20 protein-coding genes, 1 tRNA gene and 1 pseudogene are annotated in these 24,241 nt (G+C 54.8%); 12 read left to right on the top strand and 10 right to left on the bottom strand.

The window, feature by feature from the left end; translation table 11 throughout:
- Nucleotides 1–77 precede the first annotated feature (77 nt).
- From ACWNZ1_RS03855 to ACWNZ1_RS03840, 4 genes are read left to right on the top strand one after another with little or no spacing between them, the layout of a single operon-like run.
- Complete coding sequence (locus ACWNZ1_RS03855; protein WP_456027363.1) at nt 78–1,034, top strand: TIGR03756 family integrating conjugative element protein; 957 nt, start codon at nt 78–80, stop codon at nt 1,032–1,034.
- On the top strand, nt 1,031–2,413 hold the full coding sequence (locus ACWNZ1_RS03850; RefSeq protein ID WP_456027362.1) for an integrating conjugative element protein: 1,383 nt from the start codon (nt 1,031–1,033) through the stop codon (nt 2,411–2,413). Before ACWNZ1_RS03855 ends, ACWNZ1_RS03850 begins: the two co-directional genes overlap by 4 nt.
- A 3-nt stretch (nt 2,414–2,416) precedes the next feature.
- Nucleotides 2,417–2,725, top strand: coding sequence for a hypothetical protein (locus ACWNZ1_RS03845; RefSeq protein ID WP_039011238.1), 309 nt, complete (start codon nt 2,417–2,419; stop codon nt 2,723–2,725).
- A 10-nt stretch (nt 2,726–2,735) separates the two neighbouring features.
- Nucleotides 2,736–4,274 (top strand): conjugal transfer protein TraG N-terminal domain-containing protein, encoded by a 1,539-nt coding sequence (locus tag ACWNZ1_RS03840; RefSeq protein ID WP_039011237.1) that lies wholly within the window; start codon nt 2,736–2,738, stop codon nt 4,272–4,274.
- Here the strand turns inward: ACWNZ1_RS03840 and ACWNZ1_RS03835 are convergent.
- Nucleotides 4,267–4,677: a DUF3742 family protein gene (locus ACWNZ1_RS03835; RefSeq protein WP_039011236.1), complete on the bottom strand. Its 411-nt coding sequence runs from the start codon at nt 4,675–4,677 to the stop codon at nt 4,267–4,269. The two genes, ACWNZ1_RS03840 and ACWNZ1_RS03835, sit on opposite strands and share 8 nt — an antisense overlap.
- A 449-nt stretch (nt 4,678–5,126) precedes the next feature.
- Between ACWNZ1_RS03835 and ACWNZ1_RS03830 the strand changes: the two genes are divergently transcribed.
- Both ACWNZ1_RS03830 and ACWNZ1_RS03825 read left to right on the top strand, forming a co-directional pair.
- On the top strand, nt 5,127–5,456 hold the full coding sequence (locus tag ACWNZ1_RS03830) for a hypothetical protein (protein WP_274091010.1): 330 nt from the start codon (nt 5,127–5,129) through the stop codon (nt 5,454–5,456).
- A gap of 130 nt (nt 5,457–5,586) precedes the next feature.
- Complete coding sequence (locus ACWNZ1_RS03825; RefSeq protein ID WP_039011233.1) at nt 5,587–6,549, top strand: ArdC family protein; 963 nt, start codon at nt 5,587–5,589, stop codon at nt 6,547–6,549.
- Between the two features lie 134 nt (nt 6,550–6,683).
- Here ACWNZ1_RS03825 and ACWNZ1_RS03820 read toward each other — a convergent pair whose 3' ends face one another.
- Nucleotides 6,684–6,878: a DUF7740 domain-containing protein gene (locus ACWNZ1_RS03820; RefSeq protein ID WP_026067412.1), complete on the bottom strand. Its 195-nt coding sequence runs from the start codon at nt 6,876–6,878 to the stop codon at nt 6,684–6,686.
- Nucleotides 6,879–7,109: 231 nt separating this feature from the next.
- Here ACWNZ1_RS03820 and mobH point away from each other — a divergent pair, with 231 nt between their 5' ends.
- The 5 genes from mobH (at nt 7,110) to ACWNZ1_RS03795 (ending at nt 14,436) form a co-directional block, all read left to right on the top strand.
- Nucleotides 7,110–8,834 carry a MobH family relaxase gene (mobH, locus tag ACWNZ1_RS03815; protein ID WP_456027446.1) on the top strand — a complete coding sequence of 575 codons (1,725 nt, stop codon included), beginning with the start codon at nt 7,110–7,112 and terminating at the stop codon, nt 8,832–8,834.
- Between the two features lie 723 nt (nt 8,835–9,557).
- Nucleotides 9,558–9,773, top strand: coding sequence for a hypothetical protein (locus ACWNZ1_RS03810; RefSeq protein ID WP_456027361.1), 216 nt, complete (start codon nt 9,558–9,560; stop codon nt 9,771–9,773).
- A gap of 228 nt (nt 9,774–10,001) precedes the next feature.
- A complete protein-coding gene (locus ACWNZ1_RS03805) occupies nt 10,002–11,345 on the top strand; it encodes an AAA family ATPase (protein WP_456027360.1) in 1,344 nt (447 codons plus the stop codon).
- A complete protein-coding gene (locus ACWNZ1_RS03800; RefSeq protein ID WP_456027359.1) occupies nt 11,338–12,183 on the top strand; it encodes a hypothetical protein in 846 nt (281 codons plus the stop codon). Before ACWNZ1_RS03805 ends, ACWNZ1_RS03800 begins: the two co-directional genes overlap by 8 nt.
- A 693-nt stretch (nt 12,184–12,876) precedes the next feature.
- Nucleotides 12,877–14,436: a hypothetical protein gene (locus ACWNZ1_RS03795; RefSeq protein WP_456027358.1), complete on the top strand. Its 1,560-nt coding sequence runs from the start codon at nt 12,877–12,879 to the stop codon at nt 14,434–14,436.
- A gap of 37 nt (nt 14,437–14,473) precedes the next feature.
- On the opposite strand, the pseudogene ACWNZ1_RS03790 reads toward ACWNZ1_RS03795, so the two are convergent.
- From ACWNZ1_RS03790 to ACWNZ1_RS03755, 8 genes and pseudogenes are all read right to left on the bottom strand, one after another.
- Nucleotides 14,474–15,328, bottom strand: a pseudogene (locus ACWNZ1_RS03790) (hypothetical protein); the annotation flags it as partial.
- 636 nt (nt 15,329–15,964) lie between these two features.
- The gene (locus ACWNZ1_RS03785) at nt 15,965–17,806 is read right to left on the bottom strand and encodes a tyrosine-type recombinase/integrase (protein ID WP_456027357.1); all 1,842 of its coding nucleotides are present in this window, start codon (nt 17,804–17,806) and stop codon (nt 15,965–15,967) included.
- Nucleotides 17,807–18,028: 222 nt separating this feature from the next.
- Nucleotides 18,029–18,104: transfer RNA gene (locus ACWNZ1_RS03780), tRNA-Gly, on the bottom strand.
- A 62-nt stretch (nt 18,105–18,166) separates the two neighbouring features.
- Entirely contained in the window at nt 18,167–18,727 is a 561-nt protein-coding gene (pgsA, locus tag ACWNZ1_RS03775) for a CDP-diacylglycerol--glycerol-3-phosphate 3-phosphatidyltransferase (RefSeq protein WP_123343204.1), read from the bottom strand.
- 32 nt (nt 18,728–18,759) lie between these two features.
- Nucleotides 18,760–20,583 (bottom strand): excinuclease ABC subunit UvrC, encoded by a 1,824-nt coding sequence (uvrC, locus tag ACWNZ1_RS03770; protein WP_135844745.1) that lies wholly within the window; start codon nt 20,581–20,583, stop codon nt 18,760–18,762.
- Between the two features lie 2 nt (nt 20,584–20,585).
- Nucleotides 20,586–21,227: a response regulator transcription factor GacA gene (gene gacA / locus ACWNZ1_RS03765; RefSeq protein WP_003182764.1), complete on the bottom strand. Its 642-nt coding sequence runs from the start codon at nt 21,225–21,227 to the stop codon at nt 20,586–20,588.
- A gap of 126 nt (nt 21,228–21,353) precedes the next feature.
- Complete coding sequence (locus ACWNZ1_RS03760; protein WP_256452565.1) at nt 21,354–21,788, bottom strand: GNAT family N-acetyltransferase; 435 nt, start codon at nt 21,786–21,788, stop codon at nt 21,354–21,356.
- A 10-nt stretch (nt 21,789–21,798) separates the two neighbouring features.
- Nucleotides 21,799–22,557 (bottom strand): carbon-nitrogen hydrolase family protein, encoded by a 759-nt coding sequence (locus ACWNZ1_RS03755; RefSeq protein WP_256452564.1) that lies wholly within the window; start codon nt 22,555–22,557, stop codon nt 21,799–21,801.
- A 615-nt stretch (nt 22,558–23,172) separates the two neighbouring features.
- Here ACWNZ1_RS03755 and ACWNZ1_RS03750 point away from each other — a divergent pair.
- Entirely contained in the window at nt 23,173–24,240 is a 1,068-nt protein-coding gene (locus ACWNZ1_RS03750) for a 3-deoxy-7-phosphoheptulonate synthase (RefSeq protein WP_135844742.1), read from the top strand.
- Nucleotide 24,241 lies beyond the last annotated feature (1 nt).

Raw genomic sequence — 24,241 nt, 5'->3', positions numbered from 1 at the left:
TCTGCGTTCGGCTTTCTCACTGACACCCCTCTCTCAATTATTGAACCTGTCCAGGCCATACACTCAGAGTCTGGATCATGTTTGCTGCCTGCCCGCATATTTCGCCCCAGAAGCTACATCCTTTGGTGCTGAGCATTCTGCTGGCATCCGGGCCAAGCGTAGCGCTTGATACTGGCAACATTACCGCCTCCGTACTTTCTCCAGACTGCCTCGAGTACAGAGTCGTCGGCATCTGCTTTTGGTTGCTCTGCACCCCCTTCGGCTGCACGGTTAACACCTCAACCAAGGTTCGTCACTTCATTCCTGAGCTGGTAGTCTCGAGCTATGCCACCACCGGTGCCAATCCTTGGACCGAGATGGCCGCCCTATCCTCTCCTATCAGTGGGGCGGAAGGAGGCGGTAACCTGATCACGCCGAACAACCAGCGCGATAATCTGCCTCGTTTCAAAAACGTTGATGCCATCGGTCATCCAGGTGGCTGGGCCGCCACGCAACATGCCTCGCAATCCGGCTACGCCTGCGCCAGCGGTGCCACGGCGTTCCTGCCCTACTACCTGAGCACTTGGGACTCACTGGCCTGGCGTCATGGCATCCCGGAAAGCCTTTACCCCGAGTCGCTCGTGCCGGGGATCCGTGAAATCGGTCGTCAGCTCGCGGGAAACATGTGGGGCAACGTCTATCCCCGGCAAGGATTTTTGGTGCAACCCGACGACTTCAAAGCCGCTGCGGTGATGGCGCAGCGAGCGGGTGACGTCATTACCCGCAACTGGCAACCGCACGTGTATGTCCCGCTCACACCCGTACCACGCGATGGTTATTGGCCGCCTGGCCCAATCGTTGAAAACGACGCTTCGACCCACAAATGGCAATTGCTCTCCCCCGTGATTCAACCCACATGTGCCATCTTCCCCAGCAATTCGGTGCAGAGCGCGGATGGCGACTACGCGTGGTCGCTGTGGCGTCCCTATAGCTGCTGCAAGCGTGAGGGACAGACCTTCCTGTTCAGCATCGACTTCGACGGTGGTGCTTCATGAATCGGGTTCTTACAGGACCATGGTTGTGCCCGATGAGTTTGTTGCTCTGCGGACTGCTCACCGTGGCCACGCATGCCCACGCCGCCGAGGACGATTACCGCCTAGGCACTCAAGGTGAAATGCTCGACGATCGGGTGATGTATACCATTGGTGGCGGCTCGGCAGCAGGCTCGCCGAGCTCGCTCTATCGTCCCAACGGGCTCGGTGTCGGCGGCTCATGGCAAGCCAACATGATGTGCGGAAACATGAGCCTCACCAACACCCTGCAAAACCAGCTGAACGGCGTTACCGAAGGTTTCCAGCAGATCATGGGCAGCATTGTGCAGAACGCGACCCAAGCGGTGATGTCGCTGCCGGCATTGATCATCCAGCGCGCTAACCCCGGGCTTTATGAGTTATTGAGTAACGGAGTGATGCAGGGGCGTATCGACTTCGACCGCTCCAAACTGACCTGCCAGGCCATGGCCGAGAAGATGGCTGACAAGGTCGGCCAAGCCGGCTGGGGCGCATTGGCCAAGAACCAGGAGATGCAGGGCAACCTCGAACAAACCGGCGGTGATGCGGTGGCCGCGGTGAAAAACACCGAGGCCCGTAACGGCAATAATGGGGTGTCATGGGTCGGCGGGCAGAAGGCTGGAGGTAGCGGACAAACACCCATCCGGGCAACCTCCGATGTGGTGCGCGCGGGCTACAACCTGCTACATAACCGGTCCGTGGATGACAGCGCCTCGATCAGTAGCAGTGATTGCCTGGGCGGCGCTATTTGCCAGGCATGGACCTCACCCCAAGAGGAATCCGAATGGGCTGTTCGAGTGTTGGGCGAGACCGAAGTCGCGACCTGCGACACCTGCGAGACTCTACGGGCTACCGCTGGCAGCGGACTGACGCCGCTAATACAGGAGGCCTACAGTGAACACCTCAAGACCCTGCAAGGATTACTGTCCGGTTCTCTTCCGCCTACCCCTGACAATCTGAGCAAAGCCTCCAGCCCGATGCTGCCGGTGACCCGGGGGGTGATCGAAGCCCTGCGCGACGATCCTGATCAGGAAACCCTGGCGCGGCGCCTGGCCAGCGAGACGGCTCTATCCAGCGTGCTCGACAAAGCGCTCCTGCTATTGCGCACTCTGCTGGCAGGCAGCCACGAACCTAACATCGCTTCCGCCGAACCGGCCCAAACGGCCTTGACGAAAAACATCGACACTCTGGAACGCGAAATCCGCCTGCTGCAGACCGAACTGCAGGTTCGGCAGATGCTGGCCACCAACACCGCCAGCCTGGTGCTCGATCGGCATGCCGGAGGCGCCGATGCTTCGCGTACCGTCGAGCAAGGCGACCCCGAACCTGGCCGACTCAACGACGCTGACGCCAGGCGCAAGTGAGCCATGAAACGCTCACTGCTATTCACTTTGCTTTCAAGTCTAGGGATCGCCGCAGGGATGATCCTGACCGCCGCACTGATCGCCTGGATCGGCTGCACTGCGCTGGGCAGTTTCGAGGTTTGGCAGCAAACCTTGGAATCGATACGCCCTTATCTGCGGTGGTGGCGTGTCCTGCTCTACGGCGTCCTCTTTGCACTCTGGTGGGACCTGCTGAGGCGCTACCGACATCGACCACAAGACCGACTGCGCGTGAAACGCGTCGGGACATTAGGGCTCTTGCTCTTTACCTGCGTCGAGCTCACTCGATTGTGAGGTCACCACCATGCTCATGAGCACCAACAGCTACCTGGAGTTTTACCTCTCCCTGCTGGCATGGATCATCAACAACGGTATCTGGAACGTCCTGTCCGATACTGGGCTGTTCGCCGCGCCCTTTGGTGCAATCATCTTGCAAGAATGGTTGTCGGCCCGTCAGCAAGGCGCGGATGAAGGCAACAAAGGATTGCTCTCTGTACCGCGGATAGAGAACCGGCTGTGGCTGGCCTACATCGTCGTCTTGTTCGGCTGCGCGCCGGTCTTTCCATTGAGCCTCACGTCAATGACGTTCGATGATGCAGCGAGCCAGCGCTGCGGTATCAGTGTGGCTAAGCCAGCAGAAACCGCCTGGGGGATTACCTTCAATACCATCGGCGAACGCTCCGCCAACGTGCCAATTTGGTGGTTTCTGGTGCACGCCTTGAGCAAAGGGGTGACGGCGGCGGCAACCGCCTCCATTCCCTGCGCACCGGATATCCGGCAGATGCGCATGGAGATCGACAGTTCGCGCATCGATAACCAGGTATTGCTGCAGGAAGTCGCCGACTTCACTCGTGACTGCTACGGCTATTCCCGCTCTCGGCTGTTCACCAATCGTCCGCAGCTGGACAAGGCGCAAAGTCATGATGCGTCCTGGATCGGCTCACGCTATTTTCTCGACACACCGGGCTACTACGACACCGATCGCTCACGGACACCGCGAGTCAGCTGGCCCTACGATGAAGCCCGAGATATTTCCTTGCCACGGTTGGAGAATGGCGCGGGCTACCCCACTTGCAAAGAGTGGTGGAGTGACAACGGTGTCGGGTTGCGCGAGCGCTTGATCGAGCAAGTCGATCCTTCGCTGCTGACTCAGCTAAAAGGTTGGTTGACTGGCCGTTCGAGTAGCGAGATTGAGGACGCCACCCTGCGCGAACTGGTCAGCCCGCGCCAGCAATCGATGTCCATGTCGCCAGGACAGGTGTACCAGGACTACGGCTCCAGCGCTCGTGGTGGGTCGATCAATCAGGGGCTCAATAACCTGGCCACGAATACTGGGCTGGCCCTTGGTTCATTCAGCAACTTCCCGGCAATGAATGCACTACGCGCTGCCCTGCCGATGGTGCAGGCTTTCCTAATCATGGGCGTCATCATCAGTTTGCCGCTAATCCTACTCGTGAGTACCTATCAGCTAAAGACCGTCATGACGGTGACGTTCGCGCTGTTCACGCTGCACATGCTGACCTTCTGGTGGGAGTTGGCCCGCTGGGTCGACTCCAGCATGCTCGATACCTTGTACAACCAGGTGTCGGCGTCCAATCAGGTGCTGTTGTCGCTGCCCACATCCGGATTTATGGATGGAACCGTCACGGCACAGGTGATTGAGTATGTGATGGGGGCGATGTTCTTGGTTCTGCCAGGTCTATTTCTGGTTGCTATGAGCTGGGCAGGCTACGCAATTGGCAGCAGCCTTGAAGGGATGCTAGGAAGTGCGAGCAAGGCAGCGCATGGCGCGGCAGGCAAAGGCACAGATCAGTTGATGGGAGCTACGAAAAGGATCATCTGACGTCACTACTCGATGATTTGGAATGCCCGATGTAATGGCCGTTGTCGTCGTAATTGCCTAGATAGGAGTTGGCCCCTAAAAAGTCGGGACCTGGATCATTGCCTTCAAGATCCGCGTCAATGGCAGCCTTGGACAACAGGAGACCAATCACAGCAACCATCGTTACGACAGAAGCGACCAACCAGAAACCGATAAAAAGCAACCCAAGGATGAGTGCCAGCTTCGTAACCAGAAAGGTCCCGCGAACCAATAGCCCACCAGCAGGCATACCTGTCGCGACCGCACGTTTAGCCACACGAGATTCAAATCCTTTCAACCTGCGATAAACACGTTTTACCGACATACCGCATGCATATGCCCAGCGGTGTGCGCGGGAGATTTGAAGTGACTGCTGAGCCGGCATGGTTGCGACCTCTTCTGAGCGTGTTCCTGTGGAAATCGAGATTACAGACTACTACTGAAAATCGCCCATGCTTAACCGTTTATCAGCTTGCTGGGGCGAAAAACTCTTCACTGGAAGACAGAAGACGCACCTCGTACAACAGCGCCTCTAGGGCCGTTGACTCATCCAAATCATCCAGCTACAAGAGGATACGGATCGCTGTTATGGACAGCACCTTCCCAGGTAGCCAGAGCCTTCAAAGCTACGTCACTCCGGTGATGGTTCCTCCCAAGTGCGATTAGCGTTCGGTGGCTCGCACGGTCACGCTACACGGTGATGAACGTCTACTGCTCTCCCGAGCGTCTTTCGAGCTCGGCTCGTCCTACCCACTCTTGTTTTTCTTCAACCCACCGCGGGGAATTCTTTCCCCTATGGGACAGGTTTCTTCGCGCTATCAACGGAGGCACACCATGTCCGACTCACTCACAAGCGAAGCACTGAACACTCTGCGCTTGCCCATTGTGTTCACTCCAGACGCGTGGCAACACGCAGTATTGCTCGATGGTTCAAATCATCCTGAAGAACTGCAGCTCGATAGGCTGAGCAATGTGATACGCGCAGCCTTCACAGCTCACCTGGCCGATCCAAACGCACCCTACGTGGTGTTTGAGGTAGCCAAGTTCGTCTCAGCGAGTGATGCAGATCATGAACCATTGCTGCGACTGAGCCTCAGCCTGCTTCAGGCATCAGACCAACCTAACGCCTTACTGATAGCGCTTGCGGAAGAGCAGCAACGCTGAACGCAAATGGCCATAGCCGACCACTGATCCAACTCAAGCTATACGCAGTCCTGTACCAATCCAATCAACACCCACCGGGGAACCCTCCCCGACGGGCAAGGCGTTCCTCCGGTTTTTCGAGGAACATGCCATGCGCAATATCTACCAAGACGTGACTGACAAGATCGTTACCGCGTTGGACCAAGGCGTAGCGCCCTGGATCAAACCCTGGTCCTCAAGTGGCTCAGCTGACGTCGGTCATCACCAACCCTACCCCATCAACGCCATCACCCAGCGCCCCTATTCGGGCATCAATTTACCGTTGCTCTGGGCCGAGGCCAGGTTGCAGGGGTTCACTCAAGATCGCTGGCTGACCTTCAATCAAGCCAAAAAAGCCGGCGGGCACATTCGTAAGGGTGAGCACAGCACCCTGGCAGTGCTCTACAAGCCGATGGAGCGCGAGGAACAGACCGAATCAGGCCACCCCGTACTCGATGAAAACGGTCAGCCCAAGGTTGCTCATTTCGGCATTCTCAGGACGCATTTTCTGTTCAACATCGAGCAAACGGAGGGGCTCGAAACACTCAACGAAACGGTGCTCGAGACGGAACCGAGCGATCCCTTCTTCCCCAACGGCGCTGCGGAAAATCTGTTGTTACGTTCGGGAGCAAACATCATTCATCGATTTGCCGACGAAGCCTTTTACCACCCGATCAGAGACCTCATCCAACTGCCAACAAAAGCGCAATTTCACGATCAAAGTGAGTACTACGCCACCGCACTTCACGAGCTGACGCACTGGACCGGACACCACTCTCGATTGCAGCGCGAAGGCGTGACCTCTCCGTGTCCATTTGGCTCGCCAGGCTATGCATTTGAAGAGTTGATCGCCGAAATGGGCGCCGCTTTTTTATGTGCCTACGCCGGTATACGGGGAGAGCTTCGGCACGAGGGCTATATCGACTCCTGGCTCGGCCTGCTCAAGGCTGACAACCGCGCGATTTTCCGCGCCAGTGGCCAGGCCCGATGCGCTTCGGAGTATGTGCTCAACCTGGAGCAGCAACAGAAGCAGACGGTAATGGATGACTCGCGATGCATGAACGATGGAGCTTGATCGTCACCTCACCGCTGCACACGCTTCATAGGGTCCAACACGAGTTGGACCCTTTTTCTATGCCCAGAAAAACTCCCACACTGCGGAGCTCTGACGCAAAGAGCATGAAGTAATCCTGTAACCGCAGTGCGCCGTTACGTATCCAGATTCTCCGCCAGGTAATCCACCAGATCGAGTGGACTTCGGCTGTCGATCACCTTGTAGATCAGATCGCGTTTGCTGCGCGGAAGCTTCTTGACCACGCTTTTCGCCGAGGCCCTGACGGCTTCGTCTGTTCCATGAATACGTGCCGCGAGCAGCAGTATGAGCGTGGCGTCAGTAAGGTTCATGGCAAGACCCGATAAAATTCGCACCGCAGTGTACCGACACTTTCCTTTTTCGTACCAGCATGCGCATCCAATAAAACGGCACCAGGACAAATCGATATTCCGATTGCCGCACAAAGGGAAACGCGTCAAAAGGACCGGTAAGGGTTGGAAGGGAATGGGGAGTCAAGGGTAAGAGCCCTATCCGAAAAGGCTAAAAGGCCACTGACTCTGCCAGTTCCCAGGAGGACCATGATGCTCAGTCTGTTTCGGCACAAAAGGCAAAAGCCTCCTCCGCCACCCACCGGAAACGTCGCCGATGGGTATCTGCCCATCGAATCGTCCCAGAGCTTGTTAGCAGCCGAGCATCGCCGCCAGTTGCTTGATCGCATTTGGCAGTACACCGCCCTCTCCCATCCGCAATTCAGCCAGCTCTATTTAAATCCGATCCATCGCTACGCCGAGCTGGTCCAGCAGCTTCCAGCCAGCGAGACGCACCACCATGCTTATCTTGGCGGCATGCTCGACCATGGACTGGAACTGGTCGCTTGCAGTTTGAAATTGCGTCAGTCGTATCTGCTGCCGACCGGCGCCGCGCCCGAAGACCAAGCCGCCCAGACCGACGCTTGGTCCGCTGGCATCGCCTATGGCGCGTTGCTCCATGACATCGGCAAGATTGCCGTGGACCTGCTGGTCGAACGCCAAGATGGCCGTGTTTGGCATCCCTGGCAGGGGTCCCTGGATCAGCCGTATCGTTTCCGCTATCTCAAGGGGCGCGACTACCACTTGCACGGCGCCGCCGCAGGCTTGCTCTACAACCAGATTCTCGACCGGCCAATCCTCGATTGGCTCAGTGGATTTCCGCTATTGTGGGCCAATCTGCTGTATGTCCTGGCGGGTCAGTACGAACGTGCCGGCGTGCTCGGTGAGTTGGTGATGCAGGCCGACCGCGTTTCCACCGCGCAGAACATCGGTGGCAATCCAAGTAAGGCGCTACAAGCGCCGACTCATTCGCTGCAACATCACTTGATCAGTGGATTGCGTCATCTGGTTCAGCACGAGCTGAAACTCAACCAGCCAGGTGCCGCCGGATGGCTGACTCAAGACGCACTCTGGCTGGTCAGCAAGACGGTTACGGACAAGCTGCGAGCCTATCTGCTGTCGCAATCGATTGAGGGCATTCCCTCGTCCAATCTCGCGGTGTTTGACGAGCTGCAGTCACATGGATTGGTTGAGTCCACGCCGGAAGGCAAAGCCATCTGGACCGCGCTTGTGGCACAGGGAAATTGGCAGCAGAGTTTCACCTTTCTGCGCCTTCAACCGGCACTGATTTGGGGGAACGAAGACCGGCCCGAGGCTTTCAGTGGAACGGTGAGCATAGCGGCTCATGAACACTCAGCTGACTCCCCGATACCAACACCAGCGCCCGAGACAGTCAGTGCAGGATCAGCTCAAAGCCAACCGCAGCCAGGTCCCATGGTACTAGAGGATGTCGATTACCTCGGCACGCTGCTGGACATGTTCGAGTTGGAAGAGCCTGAGGCCAGTGACGCACTGTCAGAAAGTGCTGTCGAAACTTCAATGCTTCAATCGGGTAACCCAGGCCAGGCGTTCCTGAATTGGGTCAAGGAAGGCATTCTGAGCCACAAGCTGATCATCAATGACAGCAAGGCCAAAATCCACACAGTGGATGGAAGCGTATTTCTGGTCACGCCTGGTATCTTCCAACGTTATGTACAGGAGTTTCCTGGCATCGCCAAGAATAGCGGCCAAGAGATTGAAGAATGGCGTTGGGTGCAGAAGCAGTTTGAGAAACTGAAGGTCCACAGGAAGCGCGACAACGGCATGAACATCTGGACGTGCCAAATCGAAGGTCCTCGGAAGAGAGCGACACTCAAAGGCTATTTACTTGAAGAATCAAAACTGCTGTTCGAATCGATACCATCCGATAATCCCTTTCTTAAAATCGAAAAAACTTGAATTTCGGTAGCGGACCATTTGGTTGGGATCGAAACGCAGTTGCTTCCCACTCAGCTACCCATCCCTGGGGAAGCATCGTCACCAATGATGGATCGGACTGACCTCTCTCTTAGTCCCCACAAATAAAGGCCCAAACACCTCCCCGCCAAACCGCATACCAGTTGCGTACCAGTTCTGCCTTCCCCCCTCTTCCTCCCATTCCTTCTGCCGACGGCTGTAGCAAATTTTAAGCATCGGTTTTCGGCTCCAATCCCGGCACTGTTCATCGTGGCTGCAGGCGACTTCGTAAGCGTTACACCAGGTACATGGAAGGCTAGCCACCGTCCCCGTCAGTGCTTGACCCCGTTTTCAGGTTGACCCATGGGAAAAAGGTAATATTGGTAATGTTCATTTTAAATTCAAAAAAAATCCAATAGATACAATGACTTAAAGGTTACTCACAAAGGTAATAATAGGGTAAGAAAAAGGTTAGAAAATTACCTTTAGTCGTAGTAATTTCAGCTGTCTATAAAACCCAATAAAATCAGCCAGTTGGCGAAATATTACCTCCAGCCTTACCAAATATTACCTTCAAAGGTAATACGTCAAAGCCACGGTCTGTAAGGGCTGCAGTCAATTTTTAGCACCGGCTTACCAAAATTACCTTTTTCCCAGCCTTGAACTGATATTAGCCTCCTCGGGGGGCCCTGCTATGCTTCCTGCTTTCCGGATAGAGTCGAATGCATGGCCAGCGAATGTTCCCTTACCGTCGTCCTCGAAAAAATGTACGAAAATCAGCTGGGCCTCGAAGCTGCGTTGATGGAATTGGTGCTGTTAGTCGAGCAGCAGGGATACGAGACCGTTGGGGAAAATGCGCGTGTGGCGCTAGAGCGAATTGGGGAAAATGCAGGATTTATCAATCAGGGCCTGGCGCGACTAAGAAAACTGGAAAAGGACTAGCCTGTGACGCGCCGTTCAATGGCTGCGAAGGCCCCGAATGGCCTTGCCTATTCTGGCGATTCCAGGGTGGTCCTATGCACACCCCACGTTGATTTCAGGTAATAAAAAACGCTCTACCTGAATGGATCGTAGCGGCTAAAACCGTAACGGATCTATATGATTTTTGGCATAGCATCGCTGTTGCGGACAGGGCATTATGTCCACATCACTAATTTTCGCGAGGCAGGCATGAGCGATCGTTTGATATCGTCAGTTCATATTCAAGGCCTATTTGGCCTTTACGACTACAAGCTACCCAAGGAAGGAGAGCTAGATGACGCAGCAATTCTTTATGGGGACAATGGTGTTGGAAAGAGTACGGTATTGAGACTGGCGTTTCACTTGCTTTCAGCGGGAAACAACAAGGGTCACCGAACCGCACTATATAGAGCTGAATTTTCTCAACTCGAAGTTGTTTTGACCTCAGGCATTAAACTCAGCGCGCTCCGCAATGGTGATGTACTAATTTTAAGTATAATTAAGAATCATGAAATTATCGCGCTTTGGGAGCACGACCCCAACGAATCGGAAAGCTCGGTTCGATATGAAGTTGTAGGCAAAGAAGTAAGACGAGTAACCACCAACAAAAAACAAGTTGACTTAAAGTGGTATGGAGAAAAAGTATACTTAAAAGCTCTAGCCAACTGCACGCCAAATCTTTTCCTTCTAAATGCTGAAAGATACTTGCATAGCGACTCCATACCAGACGCTACTGACGAAGTAGAATTCAGGAAAATAATGCATTTCGAAGAACGTCCAAAAATAAATGATTTAGTTGCCAGGACACGAGAGATCGGTTTAGCTCAGGCAATGAATAGCACGTTCAGGTGGATTGCGGACAAAGCATTGCAGGGGGCCAATCAAGGAAGTACCAACGTACATGCGGTGTATGGTCAAGTCCTTCAGCATTTGATGGCACCTACGAATAATCGTGAAGAAATGGGTAAGGTCGATGTAGATAGTTTGTCTCGTCAACTATCATTAATTGAGATCAAAACCAGTCTGTTAGCAAATTATGATTTAGCGATTCCGCTGCCAATGGCAGGGTTCAAAAAAGCTTTAACAAACAATGCTGCGTCACGACCAGAACTTGCTGCCTCGCTACTCAAGCCGTATATCGAAAGTATTGAAGGAAGACTAGAGGCAGTTGAACCCATCTATCAGCTGGTTCATAGGTTTGTAGAAACCATCAATCAATTTCTTAGCGACAAAAAAATAGAATTCAAAGTTGGAACTGGATTCAAGCTAAAAAATCGCAAAGGAGTCGAGCTAGACCCGACTCAACTTTCCTCTGGGGAACAGCAGCTACTACTTCTATTTTGCTATGTGTTAACTGCAAGGGACACGTCAACTGTTTTCATGATCGACGAGCCAGAAATCTCTCTAAACATCAAATGGCAGCGCCAATTAGTTCAATCCCTACTGGATATAACGGAAGGAGCAAAGATTCAATTTATATTTGCATCACACTCTTTGGAGCTACTATCCCAACATAGAAATCGCGTCATCAAGCTAGATAATTATCATGAGTGACCTGCCTCGCCGCTCAATTGATGATCTTGTTCTGCGATATGAACTCGAGCCCGATCTTAATGATATCTATGTGGAAGGTCACTTCGACAAGGAAGTTCTTACTGCCTGTTTTCAACACGCGCAAGACCCCTCCAGAATTGTGTATACGATTGATAGCGTCGACGTGCCTGAAGCTATACTTCGAAAATACAAACTCACAGAGGGCAATAAGCAAAGAGTACTTGCTCTCGCACAAGAACTCAGCAGCATAGATATTCTTAGATGTCGTTTTTTAGTTGATAGAGATATTGACCACTGGTTCGAGGAGCTCGTTCAATCCAAAGGATTAGTATGGACAAAGTACTGCTCACTCGAATTATACTTTTTTACTGATGAATTGTTGCAAAAATTAATAGTAACCGTTTCGAGGTGTAAAGTTGGCAAGTGGGGCGATTTTGTACAGAGCTTTTCTAACGCATTAATTATGCTATATTCTTTTCGGCTTGCCGATAGAGAGCTTGATTTAAATTTACAATGGATTGACTTTGATAAAAGCTTGAGCTTTAGAGAGGGGTTGCTTTCATTTGATTTTGACTCATACGCATCTAAGGTATTAAACAAAAACGCTAAAATGCCTTTTATTGGGAATTTTAAAGCGAAGGCCCTTGAGTGGTATAAGCGCTGCCTAGATACGGACTGCAAGATGGCAATTAGAGGTCATGACTTCGTAAAAGTCCTCGCGTGGATTATAAAAAACGGGCGAGGAAACAGCGCTTTGGGATCCGAAGACGCAATAGAAAGAGCCCTCCTACTTATTGCAACTAGCGACTTGGAACTATACTCTGACATTTCATCCTAACCGTTTTCTTTAATACCGGTATTGAACGTGGCCTTACGTAGGTCACGTCTCCGTGTGAATTGCTAGATCTAATAGCAACCTACAACCTTAATCAAAATACTAACACCCGCTGACTCTATATGTCTCTATGACGTTTCTGGTCGACTGTTGCTTTGACGACAGCCCTTTTCACACAGATTATTGAATGTCACTGATGTCAGGGATTGATAGCTTGCAGCATATGATTCGGTTCTATTTCGTTGATCATTTGTAAAACGTGCTAAACGCTATGAAAGCCGCCTGAGCCGTGCCTTTAAGTAAATTCAATACCCCTCCTAAAAGGAGCCACAAGCTCTTCTGATGCGAGCTAGTGAGAGTGGAAAACTCGGTAGAACGAGCTTTTCAGGCGACGCACGCACGCAAACAGGGGCTGATAGAGATTGGCTACCGCCTTAACCGGCGCAGGGCGCTGCACAACGTCGCTTCACTTCTTTGCAAAACCTTTCACTCCGTGAAACTCGCATGCACGTGAGATCTTCCGCTGCAGGCTTGGGCAAGGCCTAGGTTTGTAATGCCGACACCTTTGCACAAAAAAAGGATTCGAAGCCCGTCGGCGGGAGGGGGATAAGTGCTTTCCTCATCATTTTTTTTCGAGGATTTGTCTTGTAGGTCTGGACATGGCATCTTGCCTCTACGCTAGAAAAGGAGCACGACATGAGGGATTTGGGAACGGCTGGGGAGAAATTCTTCGGTACGCTATGCGCGACGGCGGCGGGCATGGCGGCAAACAAATCTGAAACCGATATCAATGGCTGGGATTTGTTTGTAGAAATCGATAATGTTCCAAGTAAGTTCGATCGAATGTCTATGCATGAAGGTCTGATCGAAACAAAAATCCAGGTAAAATCCACTGACGGCAATAAAAAATTCGTCGACGTGGAGTTGTCAAACCTTAAGAAAATGGCTACTAGCTCCCTGCCCTGCTTTTATGTATTGCTCGAATTCGATAGCGGAGATATTCCTGTCAGAGGGTACTTGCGTCACTTCGACGATGACCTAATAGAAAAAACCCTTAGGCGAGTTTCAGATGAGTACGTTAAAGATCCTAACGTAAAGCTCAATAAGAAGAAGATGCGCCTTAGTTTTCACGAACCCATTGTTCCTCTCGCAGCCTCAGTTTTAAAGCAGTTGACAATGAACCATATTGGCGCTTCACATTTTGATTACCTTGACCGCAAGCGTGAACATTTAAAATCAGTAGGCTTTGAAGAGGGGGCGCATCGAATACAATTTTCGTTCACAGGCGATGACAAACTTCATAAACTGATTGATATTTCGCTGGGAAAGAGAGGTGCGGTCCAGGTAGTAAACGTCCATGGGGCATCCCTTCGATTTGGTGTTTTGTCCGACAGGCACAAACTAACCGACGATACAGCTTTACTCACTATGCCGGACGTAATTCCGAGTGATCACGGCTTTCTAACTTTTAGAGATAAATCGACCGGACGCACTCTAAAGTTCCCAGTGGATCTCTATACCAGCCCCTTCAATGCGTGGATCCCAAAACCTTACCAAAAAATAAGAATGGATGCTAAGTTATTCGAATTTAATATCCTTAACCAAGGAAAAACATTTAACCTTTCCATGAATGTTGATTTGCTAGAACGGTTCGAAGTTGAAGAGGCGCTTAGAATGTTCAAGCTTATGCATATGTTTTCGAATCCAAAAAATGTCGAAATTGTTTTTGATTTTCAAGATTTATCATCGACAGCCTATCTTAAATCTGGAGATGGCTTCCCTGATCAGTCTAAAAAAATAGAGATACTGGAGGGCATAGTTAAAATTAAGCGATATTTTGAGGTTGACACTCCTTTGAACTTTAGTGACCACGAGCTTGAAAGAATTAACACCAAGCCCAACTTTATAATAAAGTTGATTGATGGTAACCCCGAAATATTTACACTGAAATTTCCTACCATTGACGACATCGCCCTAGGAACCGAGATAGAATCTTTCTACATTTTTTCGTTTCAGCTTGAAAAATATGTATTTATAGAACTTATTCTTTTCTTGGGGAATGTAGAGCTAGAGGATGATGGGCAATACAGTATAACGCCGAGGGTTAGAAGGTCGTTCTATAAGACAATGTTTCTTATTGACAGCTTTAACAAGGAATCCTTGATGGGGGAGATTACAAGCCTAATAGAAGGCTATGAGTCTGAGCTTCCGGTGATAAACTTTTCTCCCGCTTTTTTTGAAAGCTTAAAGATTTGAAATTTTATTGATTGATTCCGGTTAGTGGAGTGTCAGGTTATGTCTTAATGCTTTTCAGCAGAGCACTTAAGCGAGTTGCAACCACCGCTTTTTCCATAAAAACCGAGGCGTCTGCCGTACTTGGCGTCGGTCCAGGCGAATGCGTGTGCGTTGCCAACTGTGTGTTTATTTCTTTAACCAGGTCGAGGAGATCGCATAGCACCTGCAACACATTCACCTCTTCTGAACCTAGCCACGTCTTGGGTGCTTTGAGACTTTGGCTGACCCCGGCCAAACTCTGGCGCAACCCCTCAATGTGCTCCTGCATATCTCCGCCCACCGTCGCGTTGAGCTTCCGTCCCACAACAAGGTTCAGATCCCGCCCGGTGGCTTGGTGCAGATCATCCACAGCCGCCAGGCTCGCGGATCCACCCGACAGCAGCTTGAGCGCGCCCAGTGCCTCGATCTTTTTCACCCCTCCCACGGACTCGCTCGAGTGGTCGTCCACCGTCCTGGTGTGAGTCTGGTACTGCTCGCGGTTATCCAGGGCTTCGACTTCCCGCTCGATCGCCTTGTCCTGGATCTTGCCGTCCGTCTGACGCAGCCAGTTGCCATCCGCGTCCACGCGCTGTTGTGCTGCCTCGCTGTGTTGCCAGACCTGGTCGCCTTTCGGCACCTTGGGCATGCTCAGGCCGTGCGGGAGGATCGTTTGTATGTAGGGCTTGTTCGGCAGGCCGTAGGCGAAGCACACCACCACCTGGGTGCCTTCCTCCGGAAACGCATAGATCCCCTTTTCCTCGCCACCGGTGGGCAACGGCGACGGAACGCCGGTGAGCTGAGGTAACAGCGGATCCGGCTCCCCGTCCGGGCCCAGGACTTCTATGTCCACGGCATAGCGCGGCCGGAAGTCGTCGTAAACAAGTCTGGCATACGTCGAGCGAGGTTCACTGGTCGAGACATCCTGCTATATCGTCGACACCATATTGAAGGTGCAAAGCTTCGACAAACTTCAGCATGATGGCGCCCTGAAGGGAAAAGAAAAATAAAACAAGGTTGGTGCCAAAGTCAGCGCGAGAAGGGCCAAAACGGCGCGAACTCACAGCTGCCTAGATCCAAGACATCCGCGGGAGTAAATGTGGGAGTAATTTTTTAGACATGAAAAAACCGAACTTGCTATGGTTCGGCCAAATCATTGAAAATATGGTCGGGACGGAGTAATTCGAACACTAGACCCCTAGCACCCCATACGAGGGTTAGCTGAATTCCATGTTTATCCGCCAGCCGTATCTGCCGAACGCATAAAAAACCCGGCACGAGGCCGGGTGATTACCCGCCCCTCAAAAACACAGCCCCCAAATGAGAGGGATGGAGAGCTGACAAGAGAGTGCGGGAGCGGGATATTGCCAAATGGCGTCTTCCTGCGCAATAGAATCCTCTAGCCGACCAGCTCCGAAACATCAGGCGACTTGCGTAGCCCACACATTCAGGAGTAGCTCTAGATGGGCCCAAGAAAGCAGCGACATTCGTTATCACCGCACGAGACAGCACCTCAGCTTGAGCCCAGCGCGCTACAAACGATTCGCACAGTCACGTCGAAATTCTCCAGAGTGAGCGCATCGATTGGTGAACGACCCTTAAGTCGCTCATGAGGCTCACAGGCCGTCCGATAAAGCTTCCACGCATCAACACCCGGAAACCGCGCTAACGCAGCAAGTACCAACTTATGCCGTAGTGGATCAAGTTGCCAATCCGGAATGCGCTGACCACGATTCCCCAGGCTGAGGGACAGCAGCCGGCGAGCCTTGATATCGCGGTTGATCTGATCACGGGATTTGCCTGCCAATTTGGCGAAGACCAGCAACGGCAAATTACTCGGAGCCTCATAAATGGCCAACATCTCGGCGCGTTCGCGCTGAATGTCAGACACGTGAGATTTATGCGGCTTTTCAGTCGGGACCGAAAGAGGCAGAACAGGCGACTGGTGCGACACGATAAGAGCTGGTTCGTTGTTAACCGAAGTCTCGGGCACCGAGACGGTAGTCATTGGAAAGGTGCTGTTGAACTGAATTGAATTTGCGCTCACGTTTTCAAGTGACGGCAGCGAAGCGGCCCCCTCCAATCGGATGGTAAGCGGAGAGCTAGCCGCTTTCAGCTGGCCCTGCCCCCATAGATCCAGACGGTTCGCCCAATCCTGCATCATGGTCCGGCGCTGCTCGACGTATTCCGCGTGGTTGTAAGCCGCACTCACCTTGTCCGTATCCGCATGAGAAAGCTGAGCATCCACCCACACCTTTGGGTATCCGATTTCGTTCAGCGCCGTCGAGATCGTCGCCCTCATCCCATGCCCGGTAAGTTGATCGGCGTACCCCATCCGACGCAACGCGCCATTCAGCGTGTTCTCGCTGATCCGTTTGCTCAGGTCGCTTCGATGCGCAAACAAGTAGCGCTGGGCGGGGACAACCTGGTCCAGCAAGTGACGTACGATCTCCAGCGCCTGAACCGACAGCGGGACAATGTAGGGCGGTACATTTTGAATCTGCTTACCTGGCTTGCGCATCGCTAGCTGGAGTTGTTTCACCACCTCCGCCGGTATGACCCACAAGCGCTTTTCCAGATCGAACTGGTCGGGTGTCGCCAACCGCAGCTCGCCCGTGCGGACACCGGTCAGCAGCAACAAACGAAGGCCAAGGCGGGTTTGGTTTGCGCCACCATAATTTCGAAGAGCAGCCATCAATGCCGGGAGCTCGTCCATACGAAGAAATGGATTGTGCGTAACAGGCGGTTTGGGGAGCGCGACCACATCAAGGTCCGAAGCCGGGTTGTGTTCCAGCCCCTCGATCTTCACCAGCGCATAGCGGAACAATTGGTTGAACCAGGTCCGGCATTTTTCGGCGGTCGTTAAGGCCTTGCGCTGTTCGATCCTGCTCAGTAAATCCAGCAGATCGTGACGATTGATATCGTAGATGGAGCGTCCGCCCAGCGTGGGCAGGACGTCTTTATTGAAGATCCTCAATATCTGCGAGAGCGTGCTCTGGCGCCCCTCCTTAAGGCTCAGCCTGCGGAACGCTACCCACTGATTGAACACGGCCTCGAAGGTGTGCTCCTTCGCAGCATGAACAGCAAGTCGCTGTTGTTTACGATGCTCATAGGGATTGATGCCCTGGGCAACCAAGGCGCGCGCCTCGTCACGCCGAGTACGTGCATCTTTGAGGGAGATTTGCGGGTAACAACCCAAGGACATGCGTTTCTGCTTGCCCGCCCAGTAGTAGCGGAAGAGCCAGACTTTGCCACCTCTTGCCGTCACGTTGAGTGTGAGACCATCACTGTCACCGAGAGTGTAGTCGTTACCGGTGATTCGGGCGTGCCGAACTGTCATTTCTGAGAGTGCCATCGCGAGCTCCTGAACAGAGTCAGGGCCAGATGCTCGTCTCGTTGCGCAAACTGCTCCAGCAACAAACCGATTCAGTGCTCGTCAGAATCCTGGACTCAATTCTGGACTTAAACGCACCGGATAGTGCTGGATTTCAGTGGTTACCGCTGGAACGAAAAAAGGGCCTAAAGGCCCTTATTTCAATCACTTACAGAATTCAGTGGAACTCTGTAGCGCAATATTTGGAGCGGGAAACGAGACTCGAACTCGCGACCCCGACCTTGGCAAGGTCGTGCTCTACCAACTGAGCTATTCCCGCGTCTTGGTGTGGCGCATTCTATAGATTCAGATTACGCCGTCAACCCTTTGATTCAAAAAAGTTTATTTCGGGTCTACGTCAGTACGCAGATGCGGCCAGGCGGCACGCAGGTACTGGACCATCGACCACAGCGTCAAGCCAGCGGAAATCAGCAGCAATGCATAGCCCAACAGGACCCAGAAACTGAAGTCCGACGGGTTGGCCAGCAGGATCACCAGCGCCAGCATTTGCGCGGCGGTTTTCCATTTACCCAGGTTCGACACGGCGACCTGGGCGCGCGCACCCAGCTCGGCCATCCATTCCCGGAGTGCCGAGACGACGATTTCGCGCCCGATGATCACCGCCGCCGGCAAGGTCAGCCAGAGGTTACCGTGTTCCTGCACCAGCAGTACCAGGGCCACCGCGACCATCAGCTTGTCGGCCACCGGGTCGAGGAACGCGCCGAACGGCGTGCTCTGCTCCAGGCGGCGGGCCAGGTAGCCGTCGAGCCAGTCGGTCGCGGCGGCGAAAGCGAAGACCGAGGCAGAGGCCACGTAGCTCCAGTGGTACGGCAAATAGAACAGCAATATGAAGATCGGGATGAGCAGGACGCGTAGAACGGTAATCAGGTTTGGGATATTCATCGGCACAACTGGCTACGAGGTTGACGGGCATTCTACTCGCTGTGCAGGTTTGCATAAATCGACTCAGCGAGCTTTTTACTGATACCGGGTGCTTTGGCTATCTCTTCGATGCTGGCACGAGACAGCTCCTGCAATCCACCAAAATGTTTTAGCAGGTCGCGACGTCGGGTCGGACCGACCCCGGCCACCCCTTCCAGCGTCGACGTGCGGCGGGTCTTGCCACGGCGGGCGCGGTGACCGGTGATGGCGAAACGGTGAGCTTCGTCACGAATCTGTTGGATCAGGTGCAGCGCCGGCGAATCGCCCTTCAGGGTGAACTCATGGGCGGCATCGTTCAGGTACAGGGTCTCGAAGCCGGCCTTGCGGGTTGCGCCCTTGGCCACGCCCAGCAGGATCAGATCGGGCACCATCAGCTCATTGAGCACGTCGCGGGCCATGGACAGCTGGCCTTTACCGCCGTCCACCAGCAGGATGTCCGGGAGTTTGCCCTCTCCGTCCTTCAACTTGCCGAAACGGCGCATCAATGCCTGGTGCATCGCCGCGTAGTCATCGCCCGGCGTGACGCCTTCGATGTTGTAACGGCGGTAATCGGACTTGATCGGGCCTTCCGGACCGAACACCACGCAGGACGCCACGGTGGCCTCGCCGCTGGAATGGCTGATGTCGTAGCACTCCAGCCGTTGCGGCGGCTCGTCCAGGTTGAGGACGTCGGCCAGGGCATCGAACCGCGCCGCCACGTGCTGGCGGTTAGCCAGGCGCGCGCCCAGGGCCTGCTCGGCATTGGTCACGGCCAGCTGCTGCCAGCGCGCCCGCGTACCACGCACGCGGTGGCTGATGGTCAGTTCGCGACCGCGAAGGGTATCGATGGCTTCGATCAAGGCTGGGAAGTCTTCATGGACCACGTTGACGATCAACTCGGCCGGCAGGTCGCGTTCCGGACTGCTGATGTAGTACTGACCCAGAAAGGCCGCCATGACCTCGGCGACGTCTTCCTCGATGCCGACTTGAGGGAAGAAGTTCTTGCTGCCCAACACCCGACCGCCGCGCACGCTGATCAAGTGCACACAGGCGCCACCTGGGTTGATGAACGCGGCGATCACATCGACATCGCCACTGCCGCCTTCCATGCTCTGCTGGTCCTGTACCCGGCGCAGCAGGCCGATCTGGTCGCGCAGTTCGGCGGCCCGTTCGAATTCAAGATTGACCGCCGCGTCTTCCATCGCCGCTGACAGCTCATCAGTCAGCGCATTGCTGCGCCCTTCCAGGAACATCACCGAGTGACGCACATCCTCGGCGTAGACCTCGGGTTCGACGAACCCGACGCAAGGGGCCTTGCAGCGCTTGATCTGGTATTGCAGACAGGGCCGGGTGCGGTTCTTGTAGTAGCTGTCCTCACACTGGCGAACGAAGAAGGTCTTCTGCAACAGGCTCAGGCTTTCGCGGATCGCCCCGGCGCTGGGGTAAGGACCGAAATACCGGCCCTTGGCCTTCTTCGCCCCACGATGAATGCTCAGGCGCGGGAACGCCCCGTCGGACAGGAACACGTACGGGTAGGACTTATCGTCACGCAGCAGGATGTTGTACGGCGGGCGCCATTCCTTGATCAGCGTCTGCTCGAGCAGCAACGCCTCGGTTTCATTGGCGGTGATGGTGGTTTCGATTTGCGCGATGCGCCCCACCAGGGCTGCCGTCTTCGGTGCGAGACCGGTCTTGCGGAAGTAACTCGCCAGGCGTTTCTTGAGATTCTTGGCCTTGCCGACATACAACAGGCGCGCATCACTGTCGAACATGCGGTACACGCCTGGGCGGCCACTGCATGTAGACAGGAAAGCGCTTGGATCAAACAGTTCAGTCATTATCAGGCGCTGGCATCGACCATGCCGTGGCGCACCGCCAGCAGCGTCAACTCGACGTCGCTACTGATCGATAGTTTCTCGAAGATACGGTAACGGTAGGTGTTGACGGTTTTAGGCGACAAACACAGCTTATCGGAGATGATCTGCACCTTCTGGCAACCGACAATCATCAAGGCGATCTGGATTTCCCGCTCCGACAACGCGTCGAAGGGCGAATCGTTGGTCGGCTGGAACGACTTGATCGCCAACTGCTGGGCGATTTGCGGGCTGATGTAGCGTTGCCCGGCAAATACCAGGCGGATGGCCTGGACCATCTCGTTCAAACCAGCGCCCTTGGTCAGGTAACCCGCTGCGCCCGCCTGCAACAACCGGGTCGGGAACGGATCTTCTTCGCAGACGGTTACCGCGACCACCTTGATGTCCGGATGGCTGCGCAACAGTTTGCGCGTGGCTTCAAGACCGCCGATGCCAGGCATCTTGACGTCCATCAACACCACGTCGGGTTTCAATTCACGGGCCTTGATCAGGGCTTCTTCCCCGGATTCGGCCTGGCCAACTACCTGCAGGCCATCGATGTCAGCCAGCATTCGTGTAATGCCCGTACGGACGAGATCATGGTCATCGACCACTAACACCCTAATCAAGCAGACACCTCACGATTTGGTCTTATTTGGGTTGCCCCACACCTTAGCAAAAAGCATCCGACAGACCTAGCGCAAAGGGACAGATAAAAGTTACAACACTTCTTGATCGCCGCAATCTCCGAGGTCTCAAGCACCGGCGTCTCGCTGCATTCTCAAGAAACACTCATCCTCGCCCACGACGCGCAGCCCCATGCGTTCGTAAAGCGCCCTGGCCGGATTATTCTTGAAAACCGTCAGGCGCAGCGCCGGCCGACGCTCCAGCGCCACCATGCCCCAAACCTGTCCGATCGCCCAAGTACCAGCACCCTGCCCGCGAAACGCCTTATCGATCTGTAGTTCGCGGATATACAACGCCCGGGCATCACGGCTGAGGCTGGCAAAACCCAGCCTCTGGTCGCCACGGCAAATTATCCAGTTCTGGCGAATAATCCAGGCCACATCGAACGCTTCGTCCTGCCACAGCAAATCATGCTTGAGATAGTAAGCCAGCATGTTGTCGCAAGTCAGTTGCCGGGCGAAGTCGATGTCCCCGGCCGTTGCCACACGCCAGTGGAAACTCATGCGGACCTCATCAAAGCGTTGCCACCGGCACGACGTGCCCGGCCCAACCCTCGGCGGCGCGGCGAGCGATCACCAACAGATCGCCCGTACCTGGCGCTGCCGCAATCTTCGAACCGTCCGGGCCCCAGATCGCGCTGCGACCAGCCGATTCCCAACCACCGGTGGCGCCACCGTGATTGGCCATCAAGACGGTCATGCCATGTTGCCTGGCATAACCTTGCAGCATCGTCGTATCCGTCATATAGCCACCTTCGGTAATCAACACCCCTGCTGCATACAGCGTAGCGCCCCGCTCGACGGCGGCGGCAGCGTGGCTGGCGTGGGAAAAATCGGCGCATACCGCCAATGCGACATGCTCCGGCCCCATCGCCAGCATCGAGCCGCCATGGCCTGGGGCGAAGGCCACTTCTTCGCCGGGGTGCAGATGCTGTTTGCTGTACACCCCGAGAGATCCGTCGGCGCCGAGGACCAGTGCACCGATCAACACCGGCGCGTCTGCCGACAGGCGAATCGGCATGCCGACCACTGCGCTCAAGCCAAGTTCGCGCGCCAGGTCACGCAGCGGTTGCAAGACGCCATCCTCCGGCAGGATGGCCAGCTCCGCAGCCAGGCCCCGTTCGTAACCGGTGAGCGACAGCTCAGGAAACACCAGCAATTGCACATGCTGTTCAGCCGCGGCCTGCATGAAACACTGATGGCGGACGAGATTGGCGCGAATATCCCCGGCGACGGAAATCGACTGGGCGGCAGCGAAGATTGGAGCGGTCATGGTTCGTCCCTGGAAGATGGCGCAAACTCGAAGTTTGTCATAAAGCCCGGCGGACTCAAGCCAACCGGAACAATTGCATGACGACGATAGAATTTTCTGATTGAACCGACGCACCAGCCTCGCGTAAGCTCAGGGCCATTCATCGGAGACAGACCATGTTCAACGCCCTCTCACCGCTTCAAACCGCCAGCGCCCCGCGCTCGGTTGCGGCTGCCCGGGCGAACAGCGTTCAAACTCCGGTCAACTTTTATTTTGGGTATTGGTTTAGCCACTGGTGCGCCTGATACCCAACCGGCGCCCACTTTAAACGGGTCGCCTTCCAGAGTTTTCCAAACCCCCGGTCGGCCTCCCGACCGGGGGTTTTGTTTTTCAGGCCCCAAACATTTGCAGCACCCGACAACTTGAGGATTGAGCCATGAACTACGCCACTTATTACCGTTACGACAGTTTTTCCGCCTGGCGATTTACCAGCCACCGCTCGGGACAGCCTGCCGCCTCCGATCGGTCACCTGCCGGTGGCAAGCCTCAATTGCGGGCCAATACGGCCAATTGTCGAACACCCCAATAGGACCGGCACGCGGGAACGAGCCCGCTGCCCGTCCAGGAAGCCAGATCATGAATTCGTCCGTCTCTGCTTTGCCGCTGTCCACGCTCAACCCTGCCAATGAAGCCCTGACCCTGCGTCTGCCCAGCTCGTTGCAGCTCAAGCATCAATTGCCCCTCAGCACTGCGCTGAGCCAACAGGTTAGCGCCCATCGCCAGGCCATCCGCGCGATCCTCGACGGTGAGGACTCCCGCCTGCTGGTCATCGTCGGCCCCTGCTCCATCCACGACCCGAAATCGGCCCTCGAATACGCCGCCAACCTGGCGCGTGTTGCCCATGAGGTGAGCGACAGCATGCTGCTGGTGATGCGCGCCTATGTGGAAAAACCGCGCACCACCGTGGGCTGGAAAGGCCTGGCCTACGATCCCGGCCTGGATGGCAGCGATGACATGGCCGCCGGCCTGACGCTGTCCCGGGAGCTGATGCGCGAGATGCTCCAGCTGGGCCTGCCCGTCGCCACCGAACTGTTGCAACCCATGGCCGCCAGCTACTTCGATGACCTGCTCAGTTGGGTCGCCATCGGCGCGCGCACCACCGAATCGCAGATCCACCGGGAGATGGCCAGCGGCCTGGGCATGCCGGTGGGCTTCAAGAACGGCACTGACGGCGGTGTCGGCATTGCCTGCGATGCCATGCGTTCGGCGGCCCATCCTCATCGGCATTTCGGCGTCGACAGCCAGGGGCATCCGGCAATCATCCAGACCCCGGGCAACCCCGACACCCACCTGGTGCTGCGCGGCGGCCATCGCGGACCGAACTATGACCGCCAGAGCGTCACGCAGATACACAGTGACCTGACCCGCCTGAAGATACCGGCCCGGATCATGGTGGACTGCAGCCACGCCAACAGCGGCAAAGACCCGCTGCGCCAGCCGCAGGTGTTCAATGACGTGCTGGAGCAGCGCCTGCAAGGCAACCGCGCCCTCGTCGGCATGATGTTGGAAAGTCATCTGTTCGAAGGCTGCCAGCCATTAAGCCCATCGATGCGCTACGGTGTATCGGTCACCGATGGTTGCCTGGGCTGGGATGCTACCGAGCAGTTGCTGCGCCAGGCCCATCGCAAACTGCAATTGCCCTGAG

It is taken from the genome of Pseudomonas sp. CFBP 5748 (assembly GCF_053850495.1).
The sequence above is the reverse complement of the archived record's forward strand: the minus strand, read 5'-3'. Positions and strand labels throughout refer to the sequence as shown.